This is a genomic window from Mycolicibacterium parafortuitum (assembly GCF_002086815.1).
Taxonomy (GTDB): Bacteria; Actinomycetota; Actinomycetes; order Mycobacteriales; family Mycobacteriaceae; genus Mycobacterium; species Mycobacterium parafortuitum.
The window spans coordinates 1-11,151 of the sequence record NZ_MVID01000052.1; the positions used below are offsets into that span (position 1 = coordinate 1).

The following is an 11,151-nucleotide window of genomic DNA, read 5'->3' on the forward strand; positions in this document are numbered from 1 at the left end:
GCGCCCCGGTCCCGCCGCCCCCTCCCGGCGCCCCGGTCTGAGTCGGGCAGACGATACGGTCTGTGCCGTGATCGTGCTGCTGCCGCCTTCTGAGACCAAGCGCCACGGCGGGGACGGGCCCGCGCTCGACCTGGACTCGCTGTCCTCTCCGGCGCTCAGCGATGCCCGCCGCGACCTGGTCGACGACCTGGTCAAGCTCGCCGCCGATCCGCCGGCGTGCCGCACGGCGCTCGGCCTGTCGAAGTCCCAGGACGCCGAGATCGAACGCAACGCGGCGCTGTGCACCTCCCCGACGCTGCCCGCGATCGGGCGATACACCGGGGTGCTCTACGACGCGCTCGACGTCGAGACGTTGCGCGGTGCCGCCGCGACGCGGGCGCAGCACCGACTGGCGGTGGTCTCCGCGCTGTTCGGACTGATCCGCGCGGACGACCGTATTCCGGCGTACCGACTGTCGGCCGGCTCCAAACTGCCGGGCCGCCCGACGCTGGCCGCCTTCTGGAAACCCACCCTGGAGCCGGCACTGGCCGAGATCGCGGACCAGGAACTCGTGGTCGACCTACGGTCGGGTTCCTACGCCGCGCTGGGCAAGGTGCCCGGCGCGGTGACGGTCGACGTGGTGGCCGAGCATTCGGACGGACGGCGCAGCACCGTCAGCCACTTCAACAAGGCGCACAAGGGTCGGCTGGCGCGAGCACTGGCAGGCAGCCGAGCCGAGCCCGACGACGCGGCCGCGGTCGCGGCGGTCGCCCGCCGCGCCGGGATGCGCGTCGAACGCCGGGACAGCCACCTCACCGTGGTGGTGCCGGCCTAGCCCCGTAGCCGACACCCTCAGTAGTCGAACACGAAATCGCTGGTGTAGAACTCTTCCGGCTTCTGCGTGAACTGGCCGGGACGGGTCATCGAGACCCAGGCGCCGGTGGCTTCGGGATCGACCGGGCCGCGCACGGTCACGGCGCCCCCTCCCGCGGCGTCGGTGAACAGCGTCGCCACCCACACGCCCGGATCGCCGGGATTGCAGGTGCGCGCGGACGAGCGCGGCAACTGGATGAGCCTGACGTCGTACGCGGTGTTGGGAACCCCGGTGGCGAACTGGATGTCGGCGACGACGTCGCCGCCCTCGATCCGCATGAATGCGTTCGGCCTGCCGTAGTACCCGCCACCGGTGTAGGCGAACTTCGTGAAATCACAGCGGCGCAGAGTCTGGGTGAACGGGATGACCGCCGGTGCGCCCGCACCGGTTTCAGCCGATGCGCCCCCTGCTCCCGCGACCGCGATCGCGGATCCGCTCACCGCGATCACCGCAGCCATTGAGGTACGTGCGATACGACGCATGTCGTCCTCGATTCTGATCAGCGGTCCCGGAGGTGTCCGCGGGTCGGTACCCCGCCAGATTAGTTCGCGTTGACGGGCAGACCAAGACGCGGGACACTTCGCGCGATGTCCACATTGTGGGTGTACGTGCGAATTCAGCTGATGACGTTCGGCTTCGGCATCGTCGGGCCCATCTTCCTGTTCGTCTACTTCGCCGCGCAGCCGGATCCGACGCTGCGTTGGATGTACTGGTGGGGGTTGGTCGTCACCTTCGCCGACATCCTGATCGCGCTGCTGATCACCGACGGCATCGTCGCCAAGCGGACGCGGACGGAGCGCTGAGGCGGTGGGCCATCCGCACTTCGCGCCGCCGCCGGTTCCGCCACAGCGCTCGGGTGCCGACATCGCGATCTCGATCGTCGTGCTGGTCCTGACCGCGCTGCTCGGCGTCGTGGCCGCATTCCTCGGGCTGTTCTCGTTGGCCTTCCTGGACCACTGCCCGCCGCCGCGGTGCAGCGTGGACGGCGCCGTGAACGCAGTCTTCACGACACTGTTCGCGGGTGCCGTCGTCGGCGTGGCCGGAATGGTGGTGACGATCATCGCGCTGGTGCGGCGAAATGCCGCGTGGCCCTTCGCCATCGGCACGTTCACACTGTGCATCCTGACCCTGGGCGCGGGTGTGGTGGGCTATTCGGCCGCGATCGGCTGAGGATTCCCTTCGCTCCCCGAGTTGCCTGGCGCGCCCACGGGCAGCATGATCCGCGTCATGGACACGTCGGCGGCGGTCGAACTGGCGTCCCGGGATGCCGTCGGCCAAGCGGCGCTCGCCGCCGCCGGTGAGGTCACCGCGGTCGAACTCCTCGAGGCCGCGATCATCCGGCTGGAGAAGTCACGCGAGCTCAACGCCGTCATCACCGACCTGTTCGACCGCGGCCGCGAACAGGCCGCCGCCCTCGACGCGTCCGGCGCGCTGCGTACCGGGGACGCGGGCCCGCTCTGCGGAGTTCCGTTCCTGCTGAAGGATCTTGGCGCCTCCCTGGCCGGCGCCCCGGAAGCGATGGGCTCCCGCGCACTGCGCGGCCATGTGGCCGCCGAATCCGCGTGGATTGTCGAACGTTATCTCGACGCGGGGCTGGTGGTCTTCGGCAAGACCAACACCCCCGAATGGGGAAACCATTGCACGACAGAGCCGTCCCTGTTCGGCCGCACCGCCAACCCGTGGTCGCCGACGGTGTCGCCCGGCGGGTCCAGCGGAGGGTCGGCCGCGGCGGTCGCGGCCGGGATCGTGCCCGCGGCATCCGGGGGCGACGGCACCGGGTCCATCCGGGTGCCCGCGTCATGTTGCGGTCTGGTCGGCCTCAAGCCGAGGCGGGCCCGCACGTCGTTCGCACCCGGCGGCGGACACGGCCTCGAAGGGCTGGTCAACGAGCACGCGCTGACCCGCACGGTGCGCGACAGCGCCGCCCTGCTCGACGCGGTGACCGGCACCGGGATCGGAGACCCGTACTCCGCACCGGCCCCACCCGCGCGCTTCCTCACCGCGATCTCCGAAACCCCTCCGCCGCAACGAATCACGATCACCACCGAGTCACCGTTCGCCGGGCCCGCCACCCAACCGGCCGTGGTCGCGGCCGTCGAGTACGCCGGGGTGGTACTCGAAGGACTCGGGCACGTCGTCGAACCCGGCTTCCCCGCCGTCGACCCGGATGCCGTGACCTCCGCGGTCGCGGTACTGCACGCCGTCAGCAACGTGGCGCTCTTCGAGTTGGCCTGCAGTGTGCTCGGCCGGGAACCCCGGGAGGACGAGTTCGAACCCAGTACCTGGGAGATGGTGCGCGAGGGATTCGTCACGACCGGGGCGGAGTACGCCGGCGCCATCGCGACGGTGCACGCCCAGACCCGCCGGTTCGCCGGCCAAATGAGCGGTTCGGACGTGCTGTTGGTTCCGACCCTGCTGACCGGCCCGCCGCCGTACGGGCTACTCGACCGGCCGCGCGGCAGCGTCCGGGAGTTCTTCGACGTCGAGTTCGCGACCACAGGATGGACGTCGCTGGCCAACGTGACCGGATGGGCGGCGGTCTCGCTGCCCCTCGGAACCACCGCCGAGGGATCGCCGATCGGCGTGCAGTTGATGGCCCCCGACGAGACGATCCTGCTGCAGCTCGCCGCGCAGTTGGAGCAGACTCTGCCCTGGGCGGACCGCCTTCCCCCGGGGTGGGTCGGAGGCGCGTGAGCGGGTGACCGGGGTTTCGGCGGAGCCGAGCCGGGGCCCGATCTGAGCGTGCGACACTTTCGCCCATGGCAGTCGACATCGCTCGCCCCAAGCTCGAAGGCAACGTCGCCGTCGGTGACCACCGCAAGCTCGGGTTCGCCGAGTTCGGCGACCCGCAGGGACGGGCGATCTTCTGGCTGCACGGCACGCCGGGCGCGCGCCGGCAGATCCCGCTCGAGGCGCGGGTGTTCGCCGAGAAGAACGGCGTCCGGCTGATCGGCGTCGACCGTCCCGGCATCGGGTCCTCGACCCCGCACGAGTATCAAAAGGTCATCGATTTCGCCGGCGACCTGCGCACGGTCGCCGACATCCTCGGCATCGACAAGATGGAGATCATCGGCCTCTCCGGTGGCGGCCCGTACACGCTCGGGTGCGCCGCGGCGATGCCGGATCGGGTGATCGCGGTCGGCATTCTCGGCGGTGTCGCCCCGACCCGCGGCGCCGACGGTATCGGTGGCGGCGTGATGGGCAAGATCGGACTGCCGGTGGCACCGGTTCTCGAGCATGTCGGAACACCGCTGTCGGCCGTCGCGACGGGGTTGATCCGATTGATCAAACCGGTCGCCGAACCCGTGCTCAACCTGTACGCCAGCATCTCCCCGGAGGGTGACCGCCGGCTGCTGGCGCGTCCCGAGTTCAAGGCGATGTTCCTCGACGATCTGCTCAACGGCAGCCGCAAGCAGCTGGCGGCGCCGTTCGCCGATGTCGTCGTGTTCGCCCGCGACTGGGGATTCCGGCTCGACGAGGTCAGGGTCCCGGTCCGGTGGTGGCACGGCGACTGCGACCACATCGTGCCGTTCGAGCACGGTAAGCACGTGGTGGGCCTGCTGCCCGACGCCGAGTTCTATCCGCTGCCGGGTGAGAGCCACCTCGGCGGGCTCGGCGAGGCCGAGGCGATCATGCAGGCGATGACCGATCTCTGGGACGACGCGCAGAAGCGGTGACGTCCCACCGGGTCAGCGCTTCAGCCAGCCCCTGACGGTCCCGAGGTCGTGGCTGTACGTCTGCATCAGGTCGTCGTGGTAGAGCGTGCCCCCGCTGATCTTCGCGTCGCCCTGCCAGACGATGTGGATGCGGACCACGCCCTTGTCGAAGTAGTCGTTGCGGTCTTCGACGCGGTGATTCCAGCCCGCCTCCTCGGCGAGCGTGGAGACCGCCTGTCGCTCGTCGGTGTCAACCATGTGTGTGTTTCTCCAGGGGTGTGTTCGGGTGCGTGTGCACGGGCGTGCGCCCCACCCTAACGGTCGCCGGTGAGGGCCCGGCGAAGGAGATGCATCGCGACGGTCGTCGACCGTTCCCGGACATCGGAGCGGTTGCCGGGCAGCCGCGATGTGCGTGTCAGGAACGTGCCGTCGGCCAGCGCGACCGAGAAGCACACGGTGCCGACCGGCTTGGCCTCCGAGCCGCCCCCGGGCCCGGCGATCCCGGTGGTGGCCACCGCGGTGTCGGCGCCGAACCGGCGCAGCGCGCCGGCGGCCATCGCCTCGGCGACCGGTTCGGACACCGCGCCGTGCGCTTCGATCAGCGCCGCATCGACCCCCAGTAGCTCGATCTTGGCCTCGTTGGAATACGACACCACACCGCCGGCGACGTACGCCGACGACCCAGGCCGGTCGGTCAGTCGGGCTGCCACCATCCCCGCCGTGCAGGACTCCGCGGTGGCGATGGTGCGGCCCGCCAGCAGCGTGGCGACCTGATCGTCGACGAAGGTGCCGTCGGTGGAGAAGAGCTCGCGGGAGTGCTTGTCCCGCAGCACTTTCAGCAGTTCCGAATAGACGGCCGCATCGTGGGGTTCGTACCGGGTGACGATCTCCAGCTCACCGCGCCGCAGGCACGTCGTGATCTCCAGCCGCTCGAATCCGGCGATCCGGGTCTGCGCCTCGCGCAGCGTGTCGGCCAGCCCGGACTCGGGCAGGCCGAACATCCGGATCGTCTCCTGCCGGTAGGTGACCCGGCCGGCGATCGCGCGCTGCACGGCGTCGGTCGCGACCGCCGCGTCCCACATCGGCTGCAGTTCGCGAGGCGGGCCCGGCAGCACCACGACCGTCGGCGCACCGGCGACCACGACACCGGGTGCGGTGCCCACCGGATCGAGGATCTCGGCCCCGGACGGGACCAGGGCCTGCTTGCGGTTGGCGGCCAGCACGGCGTCGGGATCGACGCCGGGGAAGCGCGCCATCAACCCGGTCACGATGTCGGCGATCTTGGCTTCGAGGCCGGGGTCGAGGACCAGATCGCGCTCACAGAACCGGGAGACGACCTCGACCGTCATGTCGTCGGCGGTCGGGCCGAGCCCGCCGCTGGTGATGATCAGGTCGACGCCCTGTCCGGCCAGGAAACGCAGCTGCGCCTCGATGTCGGCGGGCCGATCCCCGCACAGCGTGATGTGGCCGAGCTCGACGCCGAGTTCGAGCAGCCGGTCGGCGAGCCAGGGACCGTTGAGGTCCCTCACCCGTCCGGTCAGGACCTCGGTCCCCGTCACCACGATTCCGGCCCGTGCGCTCACGAGAGCAGACTCTACGCAGGGCCGTGCGCGCTACTTGTGCGGCACGTCGTTGGTCAGGCCGCCGTCCATCACGTACTCCGCGCCGGTGGAGTACCGGGATTCGTCACTGGCCAGGAACACCACGAAGGTCGCCACCTCCTCGGGCTGACCCGGCCTGCCCAGCGGGATGCGCAGCATGTTGTCGGGGAAATGCTTGGTCATCGGCGTGCGGATGAAGCCCGGATGCACCGAGTTCACCCGGATGTTGTGCGCGCCGAGTTCCAGGGCGGCGGACTTCGTCAGCCCGCGCACCGCCCATTTCGACGCCACGTACGGGTGCACCATCACCGCGCCGCGCAGTCCCTCGATCGAGGAGATGTTGATGATCGAACCGCCGCCGGCGGCCTTCATCGCCTCCACCGACGCCTGCATACCGAGGAAGGTGCCGGTCAGATTGACGTCGATCACCTTCTGCCACTTGGCCATGTCGAACTGGCCGATCATGCCGAGCGCCACCGTGCCCGCGTTGTTGACCAGCACGTTGAGCTTGCCGAAGTCCTGTACGGCGGTGGCCACGGCGGCCTCCCACTGGTCGGCCTGGGTCACGTCGAGGTGGACGTAGCGGGCCGAGTCGGGCGTCTCGGCGTTGATCTCGTCGGCGAGCGCCTGACCCTTGTCGTCGAGGATGTCGCCGATGACGACCTTGGCGCCCTCGGCGACCAGGGCCCGCGCATCGGCGGCGCCCATACCCTGTGCACCGCCACTGATGAGTGCCACTTTTCCGTCCACGCGTCCCATGGGGCGTCAGGTTACCGCACGTTGTGGACAGAAATTAGAACCTGTTCCAATCTACGTTCGGAGCACGCATACTGCTGCGCATGGCTATTCGAGTGGCGCTCATCGGAACCGGCAACTGCGGCAGCCTGGCGCTGCGCCAGCTGATCGAGGACCCGCGGTTCGACCTGACCACGGTCTGGGTGTCCTCCGCGGCGAAGGTCGGCAAGGACGCCGGCGAGCTGGCCCGCCTCGACGTGGCCACCGGCGTCGCGGCGACCGACGACTTCGACGCGGTGATCGCCGCCGAACCCGACTGCGCGGTGTACTGCGCAATGGGCGACGTCCGCCCGCGCGAGGCGCTCGCCGACGTGCGTCGGCTGCTGGAGGCCGGCATCAACGTCGTCGGCTCCTCCCCCGGCTTCCTGTCCTACCCATGGGGTGTCATCGGTGACCACACCATCGAGAAGGTCGAAGCCGCGGCCCGGCAAGGTGATTCGAGCCTGTTCATCACCGGTGTCGACCCCGGTTTCGTCACCGATCTGCTGCCGCTGGCGCTGGCGAGCACCTGCCAGAGCATCACCGGAATCCGCACCATGGAGATCGCCGACTACGCCACCTACGACGGGGCGACCGTGATGTTCGACGTGATGGGCTTCGGGAACGAGTTGGGCGACCTGCCGTTCCTGTACCAGCCCGGCATGCTCAGCGCCGCATGGGGCGTCGGGATCCGGCAGCTCGCCGCGGGACTCGGCGTGACCGTCGACGAGATCCGCGACTCGGTCGAACAGGAACCCGCGCCGGAAGACTTCGACGTCGCGGTCGGCACCATCAAGAAGGGCACAGTCGCCGCGGTGCGGTTCCTGATCGAGGGGATCGTCGACGGGGAGCCGGTGATCGTCGTCGAACACATCACCCGGCTCCGCGGGGATCTGCGACCCGATTGGGCCCAGCCGGCACAGGAGGGCGGGTCGTATCGGGTCGAGATCACCGGCGAGCCGTCCTACGTGATGGACATCTGCCCGACCAGCCGCAACGGCGACCACAACTATGCGGCGATCCTGGCTGCCGCGGGGCGCATCGTCAACGCGATCCCGGACGTGATCAACGCCGCGCCAGGGATCCGCACCACGCTGGACCTGGCGTTGGTGACGGGTAACGGCACCTACCGGCGACGGTGACTAGCGGCGGGGAACACCCTGCCACTGCATCTTGACCGTGGTGCCGCTGGTCGAGGGTTCGATGACCGCATGGTCGGACAGCGTCTCCATCAGCGGTATCCCGCGCCCCCGGGTTCTGGGCGCCGGTTCGGTCTGACGCTTGCGCCACATGCCGCGGTCCTCGACGCACACCGACAGCGTCTGTGAGGATGCGTCGTACTCGGCCTGGAAATCGATGGTGCCGGGACGGTCGGCCTGGACGTAGGCGAACTCGGCCGCGTTGGCCAGCGCCTCGTTGACCGCCAGCACCATGTCGCTGCGCCGAACATCGTCGAGGGTGAAGAACCGGCGCAGCCAGTCGGTGAACTCCTGGCGGACACGCGCCACGACTCCGGCATCGGCGTCGAGGCCGAACCGTTCGAAGCGTTCGGCGTTGGCGACCTCAGTCGGAGGCATGGCATCGATCATGGCAGTCGCTGGCTACCCCACACGACACGTTCCTAAGCGGCTTTCCTACGTCTCACGCGCGGCAAGAGCTTCGTCGAGGCTGGCGTACAGCGCGACGATGTCGGCGATGCCGACCAGCTTGAGCGGTCGGCTTGTGGCGGGACCGTCGGCGACCACGCTGATCGCGACCTCTGAACCGGCTTTGTCGTGCGCCGCGACCAGAACCCCCATACCGGCCGACGCGAGGAACTCCACCTCGGTGAAATCGATCACGACCGCGCCGGGCTTCTGCTCCAGTGCCTCGTCGATCGCCGTCTCCAGCTGCGGGGAGGTCAGCATGTCGACGACGCCGGCCACCGCGACGACAGCCGTCCGGTCGACCCAGCGCTGCGTGACGACACAATTCGAAGCCGCTGAGGCGTTCGTGCCTTCGGCTGCTTGCTCGTCCAAGGTTCACCTTCCATGTCAGGCCGCTCGTCGCATTCTGCGAGAGCACAGATCAGTGCACTCGCGCAGGCTGCATCCTGAACCCGGCAAGACCAACCTACCGTGGCGGTTGCGGCGACCAGGCCACAGATTAAACCAGGAGCCTGCCTGACGCCCGTAGCATGGCGTGGCACGCGGCGGTCGGTTACGCGATATGTGCCGGTCACCGCCCCGGAGGGAGCATGGGGACCCGACGTGAGGAGCATATGGGCCCGTCAGACGCAGCGACGTCGATCGACCCGGTCGCCGAGATCGAGGCCGGTCCGGCCGGCCCCGCGATCGGCGCGTTCTTCGACCTGGACGGCACGCTCGTCGACGGTTTCACCGCCACCGCGCACGCCGGGGACCGCATCCGGCGCCGACAGGCCCGCATCGGGGAGGTCACCGGGGTGATCGAGGCGGCGATGCGTTACCGGCTGGGCAGGGTGAACTTCGCCCGGCTGCTGGAGCGCGCAGCCGGATATCTGCGCGGTGAATCGCTGGACGACCTCGACGTCGTCGGCGAGCGGCTCTTCACCGAGCGGGTCCAGTCGCGGCTGTTCCCGGCCATGCACGAGATCGTGCTGGCCCACCAGCGCCGCGGGCACACCGTCGTGATGAGTTCGTCGGCGTTGACCATCCACGCCGAGCCGGTGGCCCGATATCTGGAGATCGACCATGTGCTGTGCAACCACTTCGAGGTCGACGCCGACGGCAGGCTGACCGGCCGTATCGCGCGTCCGGTGATCTGGGGGCGCCGCAAGGCCGCCGCGGTGCAGGGGTTCTGCGAGCAGCACGACGTGACGCTGGAGAAGAGCTACTTCTATGCCGACGGCAACGAGGACATCGCGCTGATGACGTTGGTGGGCTATCCACGCCCGGTCAACCCACGGCGCGAGCTCGCGGCGATGGCCGCCGAGCGGGGCTGGCCGGTACTCAAGGTGGTCAATCCGGGCAAGGGCAATCACGGCGGACTACTCGGTGTAATAAAGTAGAACACGTTTCAGTTTTCCTACTTGTGTTCCCCATGGCCATACCAGGAGCGGACTATGCATACTCCCCTGTGCGACCAACTCGGGATCGAATTCCCGATCTTCGCGTTCACCCACTGCCGCGACGTCGTCGTCGCCGTCAGCAAGGCGGGCGGCTTCGGCGTGCTCGGCGCGGTCGGCTTCACCCCCGAGCAGCTCGAGATCGAGCTGAACTGGATCGATGAGAACATCGGCGACCACCCGTACGGGGTGGACATCGTGATCCCGAACAAATACGAGGGCATGGATGCCTCCGACATGGATCCCGAGGTGCTCAAGAAGACGCTCAACGACCTGGTGCCCGACGAGCACATCGACTTCGCGAAGAAGATCCTGTCCGACCACGGCGTGCCGGTCGAACACAGCGACGACGATGCGCTGCAACTGCTCGGATGGACCGAGGCGACCGCCACCCCGCAGGTCGAGGTCGCGCTGCGGCACCCGAAGGTCACGATGATCGCCAACGCGCTCGGCACCCCGCCCGCGGACATGATCAAGCACATTCACGAGGCCGGCCGGGTGGTCGCCGCGCTGTGCGGTTCGCCGTCACAGGCCCGCAAGCACGCCGACGCCGGTGTGGACATCATCATCGCCCAGGGCGGCGAGGCCGGCGGCCACTGCGGCGAGGTCGGATCGATCGTGCTGTGGCCCCAGGTGGTCAAGGAGGTCGCACCGGTACCGGTGCTGGCAGCCGGCGGCATCGGCAGCGGCCAGCAGATCGCCGCGGCGCTGGCGCTCGGCGCGCAGGGCGCGTGGACCGGTTCGCAGTGGGTGATGGTCGAGGAGTCGGAGAACACCCCCGTGCAGCACGAGGCCTACATCAAGGCCGGCAGCCGCGACACCGTGCGCAGCCGCTCGTTCACCGGCAAGCCGGCTCGGATGCTGCGCAACGAGTGGACCGAGGCGTGGGAGGACCCGAACAACCCGAAGCCGCTCGGCATGCCGCTGCAGTACATGGTCTCCGGCATGGCGGTCGCCGCCACGCATAAGTACCCGAACGAGTCGGTCGACGTCGCGTTCAACCCGATCGGCCAGGTGGTCGGCCAGTTCACCAAGGTCGAGAAGACCGCGACGGTGATCGAGCGCTGGGTGCAGGAGTACCTGGAGGCGACCGGTCGGCTCAACGACCTCAACGAGGCCGCCAGCGTCTAGGAGCCTGCTGAATTAATCCGGCGTGGTGGCGGGGTTTGCGGCTGGGTTCTC

14 protein-coding genes are annotated in these 11,151 nt (G+C 69.0%); 8 read left to right on the plus strand and 6 right to left on the minus strand.

Features of this window, described 5'->3' with window-relative positions; all coding sequences use genetic code 11:
* Positions 1-67: 67 nt before the first annotated feature.
* Entirely contained in the window at positions 68-814 is a 747-nt protein-coding gene (yaaA, locus tag BST38_RS28585; protein ID WP_083146913.1) for a peroxide stress protein YaaA, read from the plus strand.
* Between the two features lie 17 nt (positions 815-831).
* Here yaaA and BST38_RS28590 read toward each other — a convergent pair whose 3' ends face one another.
* Positions 832-1,311, minus strand: coding sequence for a hypothetical protein (locus BST38_RS28590; protein WP_237160960.1), 480 nt, complete (start codon positions 1,309-1,311; stop codon positions 832-834).
* Between the two features lie 129 nt (positions 1,312-1,440).
* Here BST38_RS28590 and BST38_RS28595 point away from each other — a divergent pair, with 129 nt between their 5' ends.
* The 4 genes from BST38_RS28595 to BST38_RS28610 all read left to right on the plus strand — a co-directional run bounded on the left by BST38_RS28595 (position 1,441) and on the right by BST38_RS28610 (position 4,530).
* Positions 1,441-1,656 carry a hypothetical protein gene (locus BST38_RS28595; protein ID WP_083146915.1) on the plus strand — a complete coding sequence of 72 codons (216 nt, stop codon included), beginning with the start codon at positions 1,441-1,443 and terminating at the stop codon, positions 1,654-1,656.
* Positions 1,657-1,660: 4 nt separating this feature from the next.
* Entirely contained in the window at positions 1,661-2,023 is a 363-nt protein-coding gene (locus BST38_RS28600; protein WP_083146916.1) for a hypothetical protein, read from the plus strand.
* Between the two features lie 57 nt (positions 2,024-2,080).
* Positions 2,081-3,547 (plus strand): amidase, encoded by a 1,467-nt coding sequence (locus tag BST38_RS28605; RefSeq protein ID WP_083146926.1) that lies wholly within the window; start codon positions 2,081-2,083, stop codon positions 3,545-3,547.
* Between the two features lie 65 nt (positions 3,548-3,612).
* Complete coding sequence (locus BST38_RS28610; RefSeq protein WP_083146917.1) at positions 3,613-4,530, plus strand: alpha/beta fold hydrolase; 918 nt, start codon at positions 3,613-3,615, stop codon at positions 4,528-4,530.
* Between the two features lie 12 nt (positions 4,531-4,542).
* On the opposite strand, the gene BST38_RS28615 is transcribed toward BST38_RS28610, so the two are convergent.
* From BST38_RS28615 to BST38_RS28625, 3 genes are read right to left on the minus strand one after another with little or no spacing between them, the layout of a single operon-like run.
* Positions 4,543-4,767, minus strand: coding sequence for a hypothetical protein (locus tag BST38_RS28615; RefSeq protein ID WP_083146918.1), 225 nt, complete (start codon positions 4,765-4,767; stop codon positions 4,543-4,545).
* A gap of 56 nt (positions 4,768-4,823) precedes the next feature.
* Positions 4,824-6,092: a competence/damage-inducible protein A gene (locus BST38_RS28620; protein ID WP_083146919.1), complete on the minus strand. Its 1,269-nt coding sequence runs from the start codon at positions 6,090-6,092 to the stop codon at positions 4,824-4,826.
* A 30-nt stretch (positions 6,093-6,122) separates the two neighbouring features.
* Positions 6,123-6,869 carry a glucose 1-dehydrogenase gene (locus tag BST38_RS28625; protein ID WP_083146920.1) on the minus strand — a complete coding sequence of 249 codons (747 nt, stop codon included), beginning with the start codon at positions 6,867-6,869 and terminating at the stop codon, positions 6,123-6,125.
* A gap of 80 nt (positions 6,870-6,949) precedes the next feature.
* Here BST38_RS28625 and BST38_RS28630 point away from each other — a divergent pair, with 80 nt between their 5' ends.
* Positions 6,950-8,026, plus strand: coding sequence for an NAD(P)H-dependent amine dehydrogenase family protein (locus tag BST38_RS28630; RefSeq protein ID WP_083146921.1), 1,077 nt, complete (start codon positions 6,950-6,952; stop codon positions 8,024-8,026).
* Here the strand turns inward: BST38_RS28630 and BST38_RS28635 are convergent, their stop codons facing one another.
* Both BST38_RS28635 and BST38_RS28640 read right to left on the minus strand, forming a co-directional pair.
* On the minus strand, positions 8,027-8,473 hold the full coding sequence (locus BST38_RS28635) for an ATP-binding protein (RefSeq protein ID WP_083146922.1): 447 nt from the start codon (positions 8,471-8,473) through the stop codon (positions 8,027-8,029).
* A 45-nt stretch (positions 8,474-8,518) separates the two neighbouring features.
* Positions 8,519-8,902: an STAS domain-containing protein gene (locus tag BST38_RS28640; RefSeq protein ID WP_083146923.1), complete on the minus strand. Its 384-nt coding sequence runs from the start codon at positions 8,900-8,902 to the stop codon at positions 8,519-8,521.
* A 242-nt stretch (positions 8,903-9,144) separates the two neighbouring features.
* On the opposite strand from BST38_RS28640, the gene BST38_RS28645 reads away from it, so the two are divergent.
* Both BST38_RS28645 and BST38_RS28650 read left to right on the plus strand, forming a co-directional pair.
* On the plus strand, positions 9,145-9,912 hold the full coding sequence (locus BST38_RS28645; RefSeq protein ID WP_083146924.1) for an HAD family hydrolase: 768 nt from the start codon (positions 9,145-9,147) through the stop codon (positions 9,910-9,912).
* A gap of 54 nt (positions 9,913-9,966) precedes the next feature.
* Entirely contained in the window at positions 9,967-11,100 is a 1,134-nt protein-coding gene (locus tag BST38_RS28650) for a nitronate monooxygenase (protein ID WP_083146925.1), read from the plus strand.
* The last annotated feature ends 51 nt before the right edge of the window (positions 11,101-11,151 follow it).